The organism is Exiguobacterium sp. QJM3NY_9 (assembly GCF_056173545.1).
Map to the genome: position 1 here is coordinate 1,321,534 of NZ_CM149679.1, position 16,782 is coordinate 1,338,315.

27 protein-coding genes are annotated in these 16,782 nt (G+C 45.6%); 24 read left to right on the plus strand and 3 right to left on the minus strand.

What is annotated here, in order from left to right:
• Positions 1-9 precede the first annotated feature (9 nt).
• Entirely contained in the window at positions 10-1,155 is a 1,146-nt protein-coding gene (locus AC0VYQ_RS06570) for a THUMP domain-containing class I SAM-dependent RNA methyltransferase (protein ID WP_475404521.1), read from the plus strand.
• A 71-nt stretch (positions 1,156-1,226) separates the two neighbouring features.
• Here the strand turns inward: AC0VYQ_RS06570 and AC0VYQ_RS06575 are convergent, their stop codons facing one another.
• Positions 1,227-2,372 (minus strand): tyrosine-type recombinase/integrase, encoded by a 1,146-nt coding sequence (locus AC0VYQ_RS06575; protein WP_475404522.1) that lies wholly within the window; start codon positions 2,370-2,372, stop codon positions 1,227-1,229.
• A gap of 908 nt (positions 2,373-3,280) precedes the next feature.
• Between AC0VYQ_RS06575 and AC0VYQ_RS06580 the strand changes: the two genes are divergently transcribed.
• On the plus strand, positions 3,281-5,011 hold the full coding sequence (locus AC0VYQ_RS06580) for a hypothetical protein (RefSeq protein WP_475404523.1): 1,731 nt from the start codon (positions 3,281-3,283) through the stop codon (positions 5,009-5,011).
• A gap of 45 nt (positions 5,012-5,056) precedes the next feature.
• Here AC0VYQ_RS06580 and AC0VYQ_RS06585 read toward each other — a convergent pair whose 3' ends face one another.
• Positions 5,057-5,989, minus strand: coding sequence for an excalibur calcium-binding domain-containing protein (locus AC0VYQ_RS06585; protein WP_475404524.1), 933 nt, complete (start codon positions 5,987-5,989; stop codon positions 5,057-5,059).
• A gap of 159 nt (positions 5,990-6,148) precedes the next feature.
• Between AC0VYQ_RS06585 and AC0VYQ_RS06590 the strand changes: the two genes are divergently transcribed.
• Both AC0VYQ_RS06590 and AC0VYQ_RS06595 read left to right on the plus strand, forming a co-directional pair.
• On the plus strand, positions 6,149-7,135 hold the full coding sequence (locus tag AC0VYQ_RS06590) for a hypothetical protein (RefSeq protein ID WP_475404525.1): 987 nt from the start codon (positions 6,149-6,151) through the stop codon (positions 7,133-7,135).
• A 223-nt stretch (positions 7,136-7,358) separates the two neighbouring features.
• Positions 7,359-7,529, plus strand: a complete 171-nt coding sequence (locus AC0VYQ_RS06595; protein ID WP_475404526.1) for a hypothetical protein — start codon at positions 7,359-7,361, stop codon at positions 7,527-7,529.
• An 8-nt stretch (positions 7,530-7,537) separates the two neighbouring features.
• Here the strand turns inward: AC0VYQ_RS06595 and AC0VYQ_RS06600 are convergent, their stop codons facing one another.
• Positions 7,538-7,933: a helix-turn-helix domain-containing protein gene (locus AC0VYQ_RS06600; RefSeq protein ID WP_475404527.1), complete on the minus strand. Its 396-nt coding sequence runs from the start codon at positions 7,931-7,933 to the stop codon at positions 7,538-7,540.
• A 144-nt stretch (positions 7,934-8,077) separates the two neighbouring features.
• Between AC0VYQ_RS06600 and AC0VYQ_RS06605 the strand changes: the two genes are divergently transcribed.
• The 20 genes from AC0VYQ_RS06605 (at position 8,078) to AC0VYQ_RS06700 (ending at position 16,460) form a co-directional block, all read left to right on the plus strand.
• A complete protein-coding gene (locus tag AC0VYQ_RS06605) occupies positions 8,078-8,308 on the plus strand; it encodes a helix-turn-helix domain-containing protein (RefSeq protein WP_475404528.1) in 231 nt (76 codons plus the stop codon).
• Between the two features lie 66 nt (positions 8,309-8,374).
• Positions 8,375-9,046: a BRO family protein gene (locus AC0VYQ_RS06610; RefSeq protein WP_475404529.1), complete on the plus strand. Its 672-nt coding sequence runs from the start codon at positions 8,375-8,377 to the stop codon at positions 9,044-9,046.
• 13 nt (positions 9,047-9,059) lie between these two features.
• Positions 9,060-9,353 carry a hypothetical protein gene (locus AC0VYQ_RS06615; protein WP_475404530.1) on the plus strand — a complete coding sequence of 98 codons (294 nt, stop codon included), beginning with the start codon at positions 9,060-9,062 and terminating at the stop codon, positions 9,351-9,353.
• A 5-nt stretch (positions 9,354-9,358) separates the two neighbouring features.
• Complete coding sequence (locus AC0VYQ_RS06620) at positions 9,359-9,667, plus strand: hypothetical protein (protein WP_475404531.1); 309 nt, start codon at positions 9,359-9,361, stop codon at positions 9,665-9,667.
• A gap of 90 nt (positions 9,668-9,757) precedes the next feature.
• Positions 9,758-9,901 carry a hypothetical protein gene (locus tag AC0VYQ_RS06625; protein WP_475404532.1) on the plus strand — a complete coding sequence of 48 codons (144 nt, stop codon included), beginning with the start codon at positions 9,758-9,760 and terminating at the stop codon, positions 9,899-9,901.
• 61 nt (positions 9,902-9,962) lie between these two features.
• Complete coding sequence (locus tag AC0VYQ_RS06630; protein ID WP_475404533.1) at positions 9,963-10,193, plus strand: hypothetical protein; 231 nt, start codon at positions 9,963-9,965, stop codon at positions 10,191-10,193.
• 5 nt (positions 10,194-10,198) lie between these two features.
• Positions 10,199-11,161, plus strand: a complete 963-nt coding sequence (locus AC0VYQ_RS06635; protein ID WP_475404534.1) for a DnaD domain protein — start codon at positions 10,199-10,201, stop codon at positions 11,159-11,161.
• Positions 11,162-11,443: 282 nt separating this feature from the next.
• Complete coding sequence (locus AC0VYQ_RS06640) at positions 11,444-11,692, plus strand: hypothetical protein (protein ID WP_475404535.1); 249 nt, start codon at positions 11,444-11,446, stop codon at positions 11,690-11,692.
• Positions 11,689-11,931, plus strand: a complete 243-nt coding sequence (locus tag AC0VYQ_RS06645) for a hypothetical protein (protein WP_475404536.1) — start codon at positions 11,689-11,691, stop codon at positions 11,929-11,931. The genes AC0VYQ_RS06640 and AC0VYQ_RS06645 overlap by 4 nt, the downstream gene beginning before the upstream one ends.
• Before the next feature lie 157 nt (positions 11,932-12,088).
• Positions 12,089-12,526 (plus strand): hypothetical protein, encoded by a 438-nt coding sequence (locus tag AC0VYQ_RS06650; protein WP_455686674.1) that lies wholly within the window; start codon positions 12,089-12,091, stop codon positions 12,524-12,526.
• 1 nt (position 12,527) lies between these two features.
• Entirely contained in the window at positions 12,528-12,716 is a 189-nt protein-coding gene (locus tag AC0VYQ_RS06655; protein ID WP_475404537.1) for a hypothetical protein, read from the plus strand.
• Entirely contained in the window at positions 12,643-13,146 is a 504-nt protein-coding gene (locus AC0VYQ_RS06660) for a Holliday junction resolvase RecU (protein ID WP_475404538.1), read from the plus strand. The genes AC0VYQ_RS06655 and AC0VYQ_RS06660 overlap by 74 nt, the downstream gene beginning before the upstream one ends.
• Positions 13,147-13,167: 21 nt before the next feature.
• Positions 13,168-13,464 (plus strand): hypothetical protein, encoded by a 297-nt coding sequence (locus AC0VYQ_RS06665; protein WP_475404539.1) that lies wholly within the window; start codon positions 13,168-13,170, stop codon positions 13,462-13,464.
• Between the two features lies 1 nt (position 13,465).
• Positions 13,466-13,639 carry a DUF6011 domain-containing protein gene (locus tag AC0VYQ_RS06670; protein WP_455686670.1) on the plus strand — a complete coding sequence of 58 codons (174 nt, stop codon included), beginning with the start codon at positions 13,466-13,468 and terminating at the stop codon, positions 13,637-13,639.
• Positions 13,640-13,643: 4 nt separating this feature from the next.
• Positions 13,644-13,970: a phage antirepressor KilAC domain-containing protein gene (locus tag AC0VYQ_RS06675; protein WP_475404540.1), complete on the plus strand. Its 327-nt coding sequence runs from the start codon at positions 13,644-13,646 to the stop codon at positions 13,968-13,970.
• Positions 13,957-14,379 (plus strand): replication terminator protein, encoded by a 423-nt coding sequence (locus tag AC0VYQ_RS06680; RefSeq protein WP_475404541.1) that lies wholly within the window; start codon positions 13,957-13,959, stop codon positions 14,377-14,379. The genes AC0VYQ_RS06675 and AC0VYQ_RS06680 overlap by 14 nt, the downstream gene beginning before the upstream one ends.
• A 41-nt stretch (positions 14,380-14,420) precedes the next feature.
• A complete protein-coding gene (locus AC0VYQ_RS06685; RefSeq protein WP_475404542.1) occupies positions 14,421-15,134 on the plus strand; it encodes a hypothetical protein in 714 nt (237 codons plus the stop codon).
• A 72-nt stretch (positions 15,135-15,206) separates the two neighbouring features.
• On the plus strand, positions 15,207-15,548 hold the full coding sequence (locus AC0VYQ_RS06690; protein ID WP_475404543.1) for a hypothetical protein: 342 nt from the start codon (positions 15,207-15,209) through the stop codon (positions 15,546-15,548).
• Positions 15,523-15,963: a hypothetical protein gene (locus tag AC0VYQ_RS06695; protein ID WP_475404544.1), complete on the plus strand. Its 441-nt coding sequence runs from the start codon at positions 15,523-15,525 to the stop codon at positions 15,961-15,963. Before AC0VYQ_RS06690 ends, AC0VYQ_RS06695 begins: the two co-directional genes overlap by 26 nt.
• Positions 15,960-16,460, plus strand: a complete 501-nt coding sequence (locus tag AC0VYQ_RS06700) for a dUTP diphosphatase (protein ID WP_475404545.1) — start codon at positions 15,960-15,962, stop codon at positions 16,458-16,460. Before AC0VYQ_RS06695 ends, AC0VYQ_RS06700 begins: the two co-directional genes overlap by 4 nt.
• Positions 16,461-16,782: the final 322 nt, after the last annotated feature.

The following is a 16,782-nucleotide window of genomic DNA, read 5'->3' on the forward strand; positions in this document are numbered from 1 at the left end:
TGAACAATCATGGCAAAACGTTTAGTCATCGCGACGGCAGCGATGGGCATCGAGGCATTGGTCGCAAAAGAAGTCCGCGATTTAGGATATGAGTGTACGGTCGAAGACGGAAAAGTTTACATCGACTGTGAGATGGAAGACATTCCACGTTTGAACTTGTGGCTCCGGACGGCAGACCGAGTCAAACTGGTCGTCGCGGAATTTAAGGCGACGTCGTTCGAAAAATTATTTGATCAAGTCAAAGACCTCCCGTGGAGCGAACTGCTCCCGTGGGAAGCGAACTACGTCGTCAACGGCCGCTCGGTCAAATCGAAGTTGTTCTCAATCCGTGACTGTCAGAAAATCACGGAAAAAGCGATCGTCTCGCACATGCAGGAAGCGTACAACAAAGGCGACGAATGGCTGCCGAAAACAGGAGCGAGCTTCCCGATTGAAGTCGCGCTCTTAAAAGACATCGCGACGCTGACGATCGATACGTCAGGCGACGCCCTCCATAAACGCGGCTACCGTGAGTTTCACTCCGCGGCACCGCTGAAAGAGACGATGGCAGCGGCGATGCTGATGCTGACGAACTGGAAGCCGGACATGCCGCTCTACGACGTCTTTACGGGTTCCGGAACACTGGCAATCGAAGCGGCGATGATCGGACGCAATATAGCACCCGGGATCAACCGTGAGTTCGTCTCGCAGGAATGGGCAGCGATTCCGAAAAAAGCCTGGTTCGACGCAATCAAGGAAGCAAACGAAAAAGCCGAGTGGGACAAGCCGCTCAAAATCTATGCCAACGATACCGATCCCGAGATGGTCAAGCTCGCGAAACAAAACGCTGAGCTCGCGGACGTCCGGGACGCGATCAACGTCATGCAACGGGACGCGGCCGACTTCAAGCCGAAGGAAGACTTTGGTGTCATCATCGGCAACCCGCCGTACGGCGAACGTCTCGAGGACGCACGTGAAGTCCATCAGTTGTACCGGAAAGTCGGTAACGCCTTTAAGGAATTCCCGTATTACAGTGTCTATATGATCACGTCATACGTCGAGTTCGAAAAAGCGTTCGGCCGCCCGGCGACGAAACGCCGTAAGCTGTATAACGGGAATATTGAAGTTCAGTTTTATCAGTATTATGGTCTACGTCGGAAAAAACCGCAGTCTTAAGCGATTTTCGAGGGTAGGGTGGGCGCCAGTTCCCACTCAGTTCCCACTTTTTAATTTTTTCCGCCAAATGTTCACGAGCCGCTCTGTTGAGCGGCTTTTTTGTCGTCCAGTAAAGCCGCGAACTGGGAAGCCGTGTTTTCCTGCAAAGTGTGAATTACATGGGCATACGTGTCCATCGTCGTCTTGGCATCCGCATGACCAAGCCGTTCCTGAATGACCTTTGCGTGCGTCCCGACCTCTAGCAGTAACGTGGCGTGCGTATGCCGCAGACCATGCAAGGTGACCGCCGGAAGTTCAGCCGACGCCAGCGTCAAATGATGACGTCTGCGAAGTCCGGAATGCCACAAGTACGCACCCGTCACACCAGTACAGACGAGATTTTCCGTATTGCGCCATCCGAGGCGGACTTGATCATACTTCTGTTCGCGTTGGATGCGGACCAATTCTTCGATGACGATGTCCGGGATGGTGATGACGCGGACTTTCTTACCTTTGGTCTGGGCGAAAGAATAACCACCGGTCGTTTCGATCGCCGTCCGAATGACCATGATGCGCTTGCGCTCGAAGTCAATGTCCGACCAGCGGAGGGCTGTCGTCTCCCGGGCCCGCATGCCGGTATACGAAATCAACATGACGGCAGCGTAGTTCCCGGTCGTCATAACACTTTTAGCGACCCTAAGGTATTCCGATAACTGGGAAGCGGACAAAGTAGCCATATCCTTGACGCCTTCCTTGAGTTTTGCGACCTGAGAGAAGGGATTCAGCACATGATCCGTGAAACCCATTCGTTTTGCCCAAGAAAACAGACCGACCATGATGGCACGACGGGAATTGATTGTCGAAGCCTTCAATCCTTTCTTGTCCCATTCGACCAGTAACCGCTGGGCGTGTGCCGGCGTGACTTCTTTTGATTGCAATCTCTTGAACCAAAGTGGGATTCCTTTGATGATGTTCTGGTACGAATAGTAGGTGGTCTTCGCTTTACTCAATCGGACATGCTCCTCCAGCCAGACGACGAACATATCGTCCATACGCCGTGTGTTGATCACCTTTCGAATCGACCCATCACGTCGTTTCCGGAGTTGATCTGCCACCCAAAACTCGACCTCTTTCTTGCGTTCAGACGAATAAGAGAGCTGGATCCGCTTCCCCGTCTCGTCGAAGCCTAAATTAATACGGACCTTCCATCGGCCATTCGGTTGTTTATAAATTTTCATGATGCTAATTCCCCTTTTGAAGAACGTATGTTCTATTTTTTGCTGTCGAAAAAGCACCGGAGAGGGTGCTTTAATGATACCCGTTTCTATAGATATTCAATGCTTTTTAAATTAGTGTGATTTACCATAATTCAACAAAGAAAATAATCGTTAACAAAGATTATAGCGGAGAAATGATATCTCTGAGCACATTTCGTTTAGAGATTTTATGTCTAAATAAAGAAAGTAAGAAGACTAAAGGTAGAGAATGCACAGAATGCCAAAGCGAGTGCAGATGTGGAATTGGCGATGTATTCCATAATTAGGATTCCTCGTCTGTGAATCCAAAACTGATTTAGTCTTCTCATTTACTAGTAGTAAGTGTTCCTTTTCACATTCGTTATGACGTCACCCTTTCTTGTTGGACGATTAACAATTCTTATATACCATCCTACCAAATTTGAAACTTTAAAAAATCAATCAATAGTACTTATTTTTGTTTACTTATATAAAATAAAACAATATGATTATCAAGGGTTTTACATTAATTTACAAGATTATGGTGTTTTGATGAATCTCTTCAAAATTAATAAACAACTTGCTCAAAGTTTTGTATATGTTATCTTACAAGTGTATTCAAATTATATAGAAGAAACATATTTATAATTTTCGTGATCTTAATATTAATGATAGGTAATCTTGGGTTGAGGGAACATCTTTGATCATCACACACCAAAGAAACTAAAGAATAAGGAATTAAGTTCAAAAGAGCAAAAGATTTCTCTATATGATGAAAATCTACAATTCTATCAGGACTAAGACAAAAGTTATTCAACATTATTTAAAATCAAAAATACTCTGATGTAAATTTATTTTTAAAAGTTTAAAACAGATTAATTAATAATTAAATCATAAAAGGAGTATTGTCTATGATTAACTTCGCATTTATCGACTCTAAAAAAGAGATAAATAATGTAATTATATACAAATCAGTATTGAATTTATTTAAGGAACTTGATTATAATTTCGAATTGGAAGAAGAAGAAGAAGAAGAAGTGTATCAGTTTTATATTTTTGAAAATTTTGATGTCATTACTAAAAAAAAAACTGAACCAATTTGTATTGGAAGAGTTAGTATATCGACGTTTAATGATAAAAAAGAGATGCATATTGAAATACATTACGACGAAATAGATTCAAATATCGATTCTGTGGCTTTTAAAACTGTATATTCTTTAAAAGAAAACTTGAAATCGTTATTTAGGGGAGACTGGAATGAATGTATTTGGTTAGAAGATAGTCAATCACAGACTTTTGCAGAAAAGTTATATGCAAATACATACAGAGTTGAGAATAAATTAAGAACTTTTATAAATTTATTAATGATGAGAAGAAAAGGCATCAAATGGTGGGAGAGTTATGTAGCGAGTAAAGTTTCCCAAACTTCGAAAGAAAGAGCGGATGCTTATAGAAGAATAGCTCCGCTGTATAAAAACGTGGATACAAAATTACTATCTATAGACACTAATCATTTAAAAGATATTATGGTTTATAAACAGCAAATCTGGCAACCATTTTATGACTCGCAAATTGAAGGATGGATAAAATCTAGTGAAGAATCAGACATGAGAAGAGTCCGTGAGAAACTACTTAAAGAACAGTTTAAAGTAAAAGTTGATTTATGGGATGATGTTTTCAGTAATTATTTTACTGAAGATTTTAAAATTATTTGGAGTGAATTCAGTAAAAATAGAAACCATATAGCTCACAATAAGCTAATAGACTTGGCTGCATATCGAACAATGGTAAAAAACATAGAGGAAGTTGGGAGGGCGATTGCAGAAGCGGATCATAAATTTACACAGACAGATAAGTCTTCTGAGGAGCAAGAAAAATTATCTCGATTATATACAGATAACGAGATTGAACATGCTAAAGCAGAAGCTGGCGTTGAAATATATAGTGATGATACTATTCAAGAGATTTTTGATAAAGATGTATCGACAATGGTTTACCAAATCAATGACTCACTATACTTTAGGTCTGATATTGAAACTATCAATTGGACTTCTCTTATAGTTTCTAGTAAAAATGGTGTCTTAGCTATAAATAGTAAATTATCTGATGTTTACACTATTGAAATTTTTGTTGATCAATATTCAATTGATGATTCACCAGGTGGTCTAAGTGAATCAAGTATATGTATTTATTTAATTGACGACGAGGAGGATTCTGCCGATGAAATAGACAGCTACCTTTTTTCATTTGTAAATGGAGAGTATGTTTATAATGATGAACAAAGTTGTTATATGCCAGAAACTTATGAAGAATATAGTGGGATAGATATTGACTCTGTTATCAATAAGATAGAAGAACTAGTAGAAAGTTATTTTCCGAATAAGTTAGAAGAACTTGAAAAATGGTTGAGGGCAGAATTATTAGATGGTGGACCAAAAGTTGTGGGGGAATTTCATTGCGAAAATTGTAATGGACAAACCGTATCTATCCATGATGAATTTTATGATTTCGGAAGATGTATAACATGTGGCCACGTGCAAGAAGCAGATATTGAAAATTGTATTCGATGTGAAGAATTTACAAATGAGTTAAGTGAAATGGAATTATGTGAAGCTTGTCATGAACGTTTTGAAAGTGAATAACAAACTAAAAAAATACTCTTTAGAAAATTTCTAAAGAGTATTTTTTTAGTTGCGTTCACAAGCAAAATTATCTTTATCACGATCCATTTTTGCTTCATAAGCAGGATGGCTACTTGGAACACCGTTTGGATATTCTGTTCGAAGATCGTCACAGTTGTCGAAGCTGACAGGAAGCGCGACAGCTGCCTCTTCTTCAGCTTGTTGAGCGGCTAACTTTGCAGCGGCTTCTTTCTTCGCTTTTTCTTGTGCTGCAATCTTTGCCTTTCTCTGCGCTTCACGTTTTTCCTCAGCTTTTTTCTTTTCCAGTGCGAGCTTTTTTTTCTTCTCTTGCTCAGCTTTCTTTTTCTTCTCTTGCTCAGCTTTCTTTTTGTCTTCAGCAGCCTTCGCCTTTTTAGCAGCTGCCAGTTCTTCAGCCTTTTTCTTCTTCTCGGCATCAGACTCCGTTTTCTTCTTAGCTGGCTCTTCCTCAGCTTCCGTTTGAACAATGGGTTGCTTCACTACTTTTTCGGTCTCATCTTCTCCTTCTAGAGCGGTCGCAAAAAACATACCGAGGAAGAAGAAGTAGAACATCGAAGCGAGGACCATCTTCCAAGCGACTTGGCTACGATAGCCCGGAATTTTGCGATACCAGGGGAATTTTGCCCAAGGTAGAAGCTTTCGACGACGCTCGATCAGCTCGGCCACCATCTTACCTTCGGCATCACCAACAAAAATCGTCAGGAGAAGTTCTTCTTTCGTTCGATAGGTTTTGTCTTTCTTGTCCTTCCGGAGATACAACATTTCAGGGACGTCTGCCCAAGGTAAATGAAGTGTCATTTCCAATTGATCGCGCTGATTGACGTAGAAGTAAAGACCTTCTTGTTCAGTTGCGACGACATAATAGGGGGCACTATAAGAATTGCTCTGATATTGACCACTTGTGACATAACCCTTAGGGTGAGAAGCTTTAAGCGTTTTTTTGACATCTTTGATGAGCATTGACTTCAGTCCTCCTTTTATTTTATTTAATTATACAATTAATAGAAGTAATTCCCATATAAAATAAGTAATAATAGACAATAAAGTAAAAATATGAAACTATTTAACTTTTTTACCGAATATAAAAGAGAGAAGATTGAAAGGGAGAGGATGATTGGAATGGACAACAATGCGAAAGGCGAGGATCAGAAACAGGAAACTTCGATTCAGCGGCTGAAGAAACAGTACCCTGGTTTGAATGTTGCAAGTGGACGCTTTGGCCACAAAAAGATTGGCATCAATCGATTCGTCGTACAGGAAGCGGACGGGCTCCGGTTCGTCGAGGAAAAGGACAATTCGTTCGTTCTCATCCAAAAAGTATCGTGGTCGGAGTTTCCGCAGCGGCTTTACATGGATAAATTGTTCATGAAGGCTTTCTATTACAGTGATGAGAAAGAGGAACACAGCGTGTTTACGATTTCGCGGACGGATGATGGGGATGCCATATGCGCGGAAGTTCAGAAGCGTAAACAGGTAACAGTCAAGAAGAGAAAGGCGATTCAACGGATCGTCGGCTTCCGCAGCGGGTCCATCTGGAAGTCCGCGATTGCGGTCAGCGTGTATGCATTCATGCTATTCTTCGTGATCGGTTTGTTCGTAGGAAATGACGATGAAGCGGTGGCGAAGCCTGCTTCCGAAACGAAGTCGAAAATCGAAGTGGAAAAAGAAAGGCGGGTACCGGATTCTGGGCAACTATCTGAAACAAAGAAGTCTAAGCAAGATGGTATAAAAAGCCTGTATAAAAAGTTAGGAAACAACTACATTTTTAAAACGTCAAAGATTGAGAAAAATGAATCCGCGATCGATCCATCGCATCATACTATTAACTTACGAGTCACAACAGATATGGGAACGCCGAAACAAATTCACAGCCAAGCTCAGCATTTAGCCGCTTCAATACTCAAAGGGTCACTAGACAAGGATAAAAAAATTGATCAACTTGCGCTCTTCTTCGATGATAACTCAGGGATGATGTTAGTAAAGTATGTTTATGATCAAGAAGCGTTGAAAGATATAAAAAACGCGCAAACTACTGATGGTTTTATTTTGAAGAAGGATGTAGAACGACTGGCGAGCTCTGTTACATTGCATCCAGATATGAGGTGAAAAAGGAAAGGATGAGAAATCATCCTTTTTTTCTTTCGACATTTTTCTGTACCATTCTAAATATAATTTGTGAAAAACAGCAGATGAAAAAAATTATGATTTGTCACTATTTGTCGAAAAAATCATATTGTAAAAATAAGGGGAATACTTGAAAATAAAATTCGCATAGGGCATACTGTAATCACTAATAAGAACATAAGTTCGCAATGAGAGGATGGTCAGCTTGGCAGAAGGACAGATCAAAGAGATGACATTGGTGATGCATGGTATCCGGACAGAAGTCACGGCAATGTGGAACGAGGAGCAAAACAGATATCTAGTTTTCCCAAATGAAGATATCGAAGAACTACTTAATTTAACACTACACAAAAATGAAACCCAGTCATCATTTTGATGCTGGGTTTACTTCTTTTCTATTTCGGCCAGTTTATACTGCTCATTCATATATTTGACTACATTTTCTAAACGTTCTTGGGGAAGTTCTTTTAGTTTCTCTTCGTTAAAAAATGAACCAATAAACTGATATTTTTTTAGCGCTTCTTTCAAATACTCATCATGGGTCGAGTGTGGATCTTCAACGAGTCCTAATAAATAGTCAGCGGAAACATTGAATAGTTCTGCCATCATAATCAGCATTTCCGTATCGGGTTGCTTTTTGCCATTCTCGATACGTGACATCGTACTCGTATTCGTTTTCAATAGTCGCGCCATTTCATCTTGTTGCATTCCACGCTTGATTCTACATTCTCTAAGTCGCTCACTCCGGAATCTTTTTTCCATCATCATCGTCAACTCCATATCATCCCCACCTTAAAGTTTATACTTTTTCTAAAACAGAAAAAATAAAATTTCTAAAAAAGAAATAAAATAACACTTTACAATTGCTAAAATAGCAATTATGATTAACCTGTAAACATGCTAAAACAGAAAGGAGCGACGATGATGACAATTTCAGAGCAACCCAGGATTGATCCTTCTCTATTGAAAAAAGCAAGAGAAGAGAAAAAGATGATGCTTCGAGAAGTTTCTGAAAAGCTTGGATTTAAGAGCGAATCGATGCTTTCGAAACGTGAGAACGGGATATATAAGTTCTCCATCGAAGAATTGTTTTTCTTGGCTAAATTGTATGATCAGCCAATCGGAAATTTTTTTATAGATAACTTGCTAAAATAGCAATAAATAAGCGTTATTTAGTAATACCCGATTTCTAAAACTGAAAATCATAAAGGAGCGCCTCAAATGAACCAACTTACAAAAGTTTTTAAAGGGAACGAAATTCGAATGATTCAAAGTGAAAAGATTCCGCTATTTGTTGCATCTGATATTGCCAAAGCACTTGGATACAAAGAGCCGCATAAGGCAGTTAGTCGTCACTGCAAGGGTGGGACGAAACATCCCGTCCTTACAAATGGCGGAACACAGGACATGATTGTTATCCGCGAACCGGATGTCTACCGTCTTGTCACCAATTCAAAATTACCCGCTGCTCAAGCTTTTGAGAACTGGGTGATGGAAGATGTGCTTCCATCGATTCGCAGTACTGGATCGTATGAAGTGCCAAAAGGTATCCCGTTTGCCGAATTGTTTACCGCGACCGCTCAGCTGCTTGAAAGCCAAGGAAAAACAGAAGCGGCCATCACGACACTCACGGAAAAGATTGATTTACGGATGACACTCGATTATGGACAACAGTTGGCCATCGAACGCGCCAAGAAGAAGCGGGCAGAGCAGTTGTGGCAAGAGTTCGATATGCAACCATCTGATTTATACGACACGAAAGGAAAGTTGTACGGACGCTTTGGTAGCGACATCAAGCGTGCCTTCGCTGTCGCCTCCTACCGGGACATCCGACAGAACCAATTCGATGAAGCACTCTCATACGTCACACACTGGCGTCCAGCGCTCGTTTGAAAGGAGATTAGCCATGAACCCGATTGAAATCGTCACGTTGTCGAAGATGCAACTGGAAGACTTAATGGAAGCGAGTGCTGATCGCGCCATCCAAAAACTGATGGAACAAAAACCGCGGTGGCTTCAACGTCAGGCGGCTGCCATGTACCTCGGCATCGATGCCGTGACGCTCGATAAATATACGATTCGTGACGGAATCCCATACCATACGCCGCTCAACTCGAAGCTCAAGCTGTACAACACGGTCGACCTCGATGCGTGGGGGCGCGGGGAAATTTGGAAATCCACTACTCGTAAGGAAGGATGAATCACATGCCGCTCTATATCAATCTCGATACCTTAGCCAATACACTCGTGGATCGCTTCCACGAAAATCCGACGCTCCAACCGTTGATCAATGTCGAGGACGTCATCTCAAGTATCCTCGTCGATGTGACGCGCGAAATGGTCGAAGAGGCGGAACAAGACGCCATGGTCCACTTCAAACGTATGGTCGAGGAAGATTCAATCTTTGTCATCGATGCGGTCAACCGAAAGCACATCCTGCATCTCACGGAAGATACGTTTGCCATGCATCTCGTCCGCATGGATCCGCAATTGCTACCATGTCGCCATACCTGATTTACGGTGTCGCTTTGACCGCTTGTACCATCGCTTTCGGTGGTTGGTGGTGGGATGAGCGGAAGATCCGCAAGGGAAGGAGGTGAGCATATGTCACCGGAAGCATTCGTCATGCTGGGAATAGTTTGGATCGTCTCACTGTTCGTCGTCGTATCCGTCTTCATCCTTGAAGGTCGGGAAGAACGCGAATTGGAGCGAGAACAGGCGGACAAAGAAAAAAGCCACCACTCATGAGAGCGATGACCACTTTTGCCTAGGAACTCAAGTGTATCACGCTCCGGACAGGAGGAAAACCATGAACATCATACAAGTGAATCGAAAACGTGCAGAAGATCCGCACGAAGTCATCAAGGAGGAAGCGGAAACGATCCGCTACTTCGTCGAAAAACTGGACGAACTCTTCCCGGATGCGATACCTGAGGGAACGCCAGCATGGAGTGTGATGCATGCGATTCATGCAGCATCCACTCGTATCACGGAAGCAAATGAACGAACACGTAATGTGTCACAGAAAGCATTGGGGTGAATTGCATGTCCATCATACGCATCAAGAAAGAAGACAACTATGTCGTCATCGATAAGACGACATTAAACAACAGAGAACTAAGTTGGAAGGCGAAGGGGCTGCATAGCTATCTGATGGGGTTGCCGGACAACTGGAAGGTCCAGGAGGCGGATCTCGTCAAACGATCAAAGGACGGAAAGGAAAGTACGCGATCGGCCATCAAGGAACTGACGGACGCCGGATACATCAAGCGAGTGGCTGTCCGGGAGAAAGGCAAGTTCAAGTCGTGGGAGTTTGTCGTCTATGAACTCCCGACGTTCGATCCGCCACCTGAGGAACCGGAACGGGACGAACCACCTGCTGATGAGGGGCAAGGAGAACCAGATGCGGAAAATCCGAAAGTGGTTCCACCAGATATGGAAAAACCAGATACGGAAAAACCAAAAGTGGAAAAACCAGATCTGGAAAACCCGCCACTAATAAGTATTGAAGGTACTAAAGAACCAAAGTTACTAAAAGAAGTAGTAGTAGACGCGGGCGCGGAACAGGATCCACTGACGAAACTCATCGCCTTTTACAAAGCGAACATCGAACCGCTCGCACCACCGTTCACGATCGAAAAGATTTTGGATGACGTCGAGAGTTACGGCGTCGAACTGGTGCAGTTCGCTATCGAGACGGCGACACTCTCAAACGTCCGGAAGTACAGCTATGTCACAGGGATCCTAAAGACGTGGGCACAAGCCGGCATCAAGACCGTCGAGCAAGCGCATCACCAAACGAACGAGTTCCGGGAACGACAGCGCACACGTGGTGGTAATCGGCGGCAGGGATCATCCGGTATGAAAGCGCCGGACTGGCTTGCGAAAGAGAAAGAAAAACAACAAGCCTACGAAGCAGAACAGAAAGCAGCCCTCACATCGAACGTCCCCGACGACGCAGAAGTCGCAGCACTCCTGCAATCGCTCAAAGCGACGGAAAGGGGCTGAGTCTTCCGGATATCATCGCCAGTCTGAATACGGAGCAGGTCCGGAAGTTACGGTACGCTCTTGGGTTGAACAAGCGCCGGAAGCCATGGCGCAATTACTACCGGTCGATGCAAGAAAATGTGGACTGGGAGCAGATGTGCCAACTCGGTATCGCGACCTGCACGAATCGTGAAGGGCACGTCATCTACACCGTGACCTACGAAGCGGCGAAACAACTGTACGGAAAACGCATGTCGATCCAGCACTTCAACAACTGTTTGGACGAAAGGGGACTGAAAGGACATGAACATCTTCGATGCCATGAAAGGAATCGCTGCAAGAGACATACGCTGGGCTCAGTACGAGATCAAGGATGGATGCATTCGGATGGAACTTGATGCGAATGGATATCTGACCAAGGTGGTCCGCAGCCATACAGATGATGTCTTTCATCGTGCAGCCATCCAGCGACTCTCGCCGGAAGAGTACCAAGCGGACTGGGCAGTGCGTTTGACTGAGCAAGATGAACGCGAAGGAGGTGAGGATGGATGAACACTCTCGTCTTCAGGAAGAAACACGAGTGGCAGGACCGAGAAGAAATCTTGCTCATCTCGAATCAGATTCGCCGACACACCTTGGTGGACGGGCGATTGGTCAAAGTCGAAAACGGACTCCGACCGATCGGTATCGCCGTCATGCTGTCGAGGGAGCGAAAAGAGTGGACGCTCGAAGGTCGCGCAATCGATAGACATGAGGTGACACGGCGATGGCCCGACCGACTCGACGAATAAAATACCGCGGAACGCAGCCCCGCCTGTTCAGTCGTTACGAAGAGAAACAGTACATAGTGCTGTACATCCCAGATGCAACACAACACGAGACGCAACGACTGATCAAGGACGGATGGCGACCGCTCCGACTCTAACACGAAAGGGAAGACGGCACAGGATGGAATTTATCGCACATAAGCTGACCAAAGCACAACGGACGTTGGTCGAGAACAAACTTAGAAGCCTTTACACGTTACCAGCCCGGATTGAATCGCTCAAGGCGCGGTCTGCTCCATCGATTACGGCGGGGTACCAACCGAGTGAAGTGCAGCGGAACAGTCGACCGTCAAGCAGTGTCGAGAAAGCGGTCATGTTGCTCGAGCAACTTCGGCAAGCAGAAGCGGAACAACGCCTCTTGCTCCGGATCCGTGAAGAACTGGACGAGACTGACCCGGATTTGAATGAGATCTGGAATCTCCGGTACCGACCAAAATTTAAATACACCGACAACGTCGTCATCGAGATGATGCGCTACGGCAATCGCAACACTTACTACGAGGCGAAGGACAAATTACTTGGCATCGTCGCTGATCGCTTTGGCGTTTGGGAGGACTGACATGATCATCGACTACAAACGATACCGCTACGAGCGGGTCACACAAGCCCGACCACGAAGTGTCGCGCTATTTCTCGCAGAACGTACACCAAATCCATTCCGGAAGGAGGGACAGGATGCGACATCACGCCAACCGCGGCAAACGCTTCGAGACGATGCTCGAAATGTCGAACCGCCATTACAGACTTAAGAAAATCGCGCACGTCCGCAAGACCTATCCGGAAGCCAAGTTCATGCTCGACAAGGAAGGCAAGGTCCGGAAGTACTGGTTCGAGCGATCGGGCGGTCTGGACTTCGCCGGCATGTACGAGGGACGGTACCTGTCGTTCGACGCGAAATCGACAAAGAACGCGACGTCCTTCCCGCTTAAGAACATCGAGACGCATCAATTCGACGAACTCCGACGCATCGATGATTTCGGCGGCATGTCTTTCCTGTTGATCCACTTCGAAAAACTCGGCAAGACGTTCTATCTCTCGAGTGGAGACGCACTGGACTGGGCGAACCAAAGAGACCGATCATCGATCCCGCTGAGTTGGTTCGAGGAACAGACGAGCGAGGTCGTCTCGAAGGACGGTGTCTTACTCGACTATCTGAGTATCGTGGCACAACACTACTAATCATGAAATGGGGCGAAACATATGGACGGACAAAACATGTTCAAGAAAATTTATCGGCAAGTAGAGGACGAGTATCATTTGCTCGGCGCACGCGGCAGTTCTGGCCAGCGGGTAATCCTCATCGACATGCTCAGCAAGCTTGACGCACGTCGTGATGACATCAACGAGGAAACGGACGGGCAGGACGTCATCGACAGCGTGATGATTGAGTGGCAGCAACGACTCGAGGAAATGCCGGGACCACGTTTCATGACGGAGCGGTACACGATCAAAGACCTGATGAAGTTCGTCGACACACTGAAAAGTCCGGTGGTCTGAGATGCATCCGGACATTCCGAAAGGCCGGACCGGTTACTGCCCAGTTTGCGGAAGACGCTTGAAGACGAAAGCCAGTCAGCGTGATGGTATCGGTCCTACATGCAAAGCAAATTGGCTCCGTCGCCGGACGGATGTCGGAGCTCAGCTGCAGTTAGAACTCAAAGGGAGAGGGTGACTGTATGGATCCGGAACTCGAACGCATCTTATCCGACAAACGCTCGATGACGACGACACAAGTCGCCAAAGGCTACCGGATGTCAGCAAGACGTCTGAATCAACTGCTCGAAGCGGCGGGCATCCAGCGCAAGGTGAACGGAAACTGGGAGTTATGCACGGCACATCACAAGCGTGGACTCGTCACGATCAACGAATACCCGTTCATACGCCGCAATGGCAGCATGGATTGCACGACCACGATGAAGTGGACGCCGATCGGTCGGCTTCTCATCCATGACATCGTCCTATCACAACCAACCAATCGGAGGGACTCACATGCCACAACCTAAAATCAACCTTAACGAATTCGCGGACGGCGCATTTGCCGAACGTGTCAACAACGCTTTGAAAGAAGTCTACGCCAACATCGCAGATCTCAACACGGACCCAACGAAAAAGCGGAAGGTGACCATCTCGATGACTTTGTCAGCCGATGAACAGCGAGACCTCGCACTGGTCGACATCAGTGTCAAGACAACGCTGACACCGGCACGGGCCATCGGTTCGAAGATCATCATCGACGTCGATTTCGACGGGAACGCTGTCGGTCAGGAACTCAAGTCGAATTCGCCGGGTCAGATGATGATCACGGAGAGCGGCGACATCGCGAACGACGTCGGTGTCCCAATCGTCGACGAACCGGTACTGAACGACGATAAACTCATCGATTTCCGCAGCAACCGTTCCGCGAAAGCTTAAGACTCAACCACTAAACCTAAAAAACCAAAGGAGATGTTCATATGTCATTACTCAAAGACGCATTCAACTGGATCAAGGATCACGGTCAATTCCAAACTACAGAGGTACACGGTCGCACGGTTTCAGACCGTGACCTCCATGCCATCAAAGCGCCAATCGCAAGCGCCTTGAAAGTCCACACACTCACAGCACTCGTCGAGTACATCAAGAGTGAGTTTGACACGAACGAGTCGCTGCTCGTCCACATCAAGGATCCGGAGACGGTCACGGTCATGAGCAAGCTAAACGGGGACCAAAACCGCAACCATTACATCGAGGCGCAAGCTTACATCCCGTCGTTCCGCTTCGACTCGTACTACGACGCAGAAGATGTCAACATCAAGCTCCAGTCCGTGTTCGTCCCGAATCCGGATCAAGCGTTGATTCTGAAAATCGTCGGCAACATCAAAGAAGATAATGTCCGGACGGCTGGGGATGACGGAATCTCGCAAGCGATCACGATGAAGACAGGCGTCGCTACTGTCGCTGACGTCAAGGTCGTCAACCCGGTCACGCTCGCACCGTACCGGACGTTCGTCGAAGTCGATCAGCCAGAAAGCAAGTTCGTACTCCGGATGCAAAACGGTCCACGTGTCGCCTTGTTCGAGGCAGATGGCGGCGCTTGGAAGAATGAAGCCATCCGGAACATCGAAGATTACCTGATGGAAGCACTCTCCGAATTCAACGAAACAGAAAAACTCACGATCATCGCGTAAGACAACACAATCGAACGGGCCAGGCACCGTCCTGGCCGTTTTAACTCAACGCTCAGAAAGTAGGATTTCAATATGTATTTATCACAATGGCTTACAATCATCAGCTTAGTACTTTTATTTTCCTTACTGCTACTCCTTTTCCTAAAAGGATTGAAAGGTCAAAAAATGCAGCGGAAATCAAAGCAGGATCAAAAGAATGACCGGGCATTCGAAGAAACTTTTACCCGGCTGCGGCAAGAGACGGAAGTGAAACGGAACGACATCAAGCGGACGTTTCAACAGCAACCACCGAACATGAAAAACAACCGCTCGACACACGAAACGATTCATTATCCGTCACTTCAAACAGAAGATTACATCATTAACCAGTCACAGGAGGAAACGAACGATGGGTCACACGCAGCTGATCAATAAAATGTCACATAACTCATGCATTGAACTTGTCAATCGCAAGACACCTTGTCCACCAGAAGAAATGAAACGCTATTTTCATCATCCATACGGCATGGCCTACCGCATCAACAACGAATGGGTACCGTGTCCAGACTACGGAGACGAGACAGTCGCTCCGCAACCACCGGAAGACCGGGAACGTCCATCCGCCGAAGAGTGGCGACCGAAGAAACCGGAACCACCGGTCATTCCGCCGCGCGTGCTGAGCCCGCCACGTGAGGAACTGGATCAATTGGTCGAAAAACGCGGCATGTCCCTCGCGGCAATCGGACGCCTAAAAGGATGCAGCACGACGACTGTCCATAACTGGTTCAAGGAACACAGACTCATGACACTTGCCGAACGAAAAAAACTACAAAAGGAGGAAAAATTATGATTTTACAAGTCGGAACATGGCTCCTGCTTTGCGAGAAGCAAGCCCAGTTTGATCAACACGTACTCGAACAATACAAACTGACCGGTGTCCCTATTTGGGAACGGACGACTGCTTACCGCGTCGAAGCAGCGGAATGCATCAATGAACTGAAAGGGGCATGGAAATGGTGGACCGTCAAGGAACCGCAGCGGAAACAGTTCATTGAAGAACTGGTCGATGCTTTGAAGTTCCTCGCCGGCATCGCTGCCATTGATCTTGTGAGTGGTGGACCGATTGGCTATCACGCCATGATCCATCGCGCCTATACGCATCACGTTCGCAAAAACGATGAAATGAAGCGGCTCTGTTTCTCGGCCGTCGATGCCGCGACGATTCGTCGGTCATTCGGTGCACTGTTACTCATTGCAGAACATCTCAACGTGACGGAACAGGAAATCATCGAAGCGTTTGATGCCAAGACAGAAACGAATCTCGAACGCATCCTGACGAATTACTGATGTGGGTTCGGATTTACTACGAAAAAGGTGGCGCCAAAGAGACGTGCGTCACCTTGGCGGCCAATAAAGTTGAGTGTGAAAAGCTTGCTGAGGACTTGGGTGGTGTCTTGCTGCGGGTGGATAGTTATTCAGCGGATAAATAGTAATTTTTATGAGAAGGTAAAAGATTATGGCGAGAGGATATTTCAGAACAGACTAAAAAAATGTGCATCGATTGTGGTGTTAAATGTTATCAAAGCATTTCGTTGAAGTTTAAATAAGCGCAACGATTTTTGATTGTAACTGTGGTATATATTAGGATTGTCATTTAAATATTTATAAT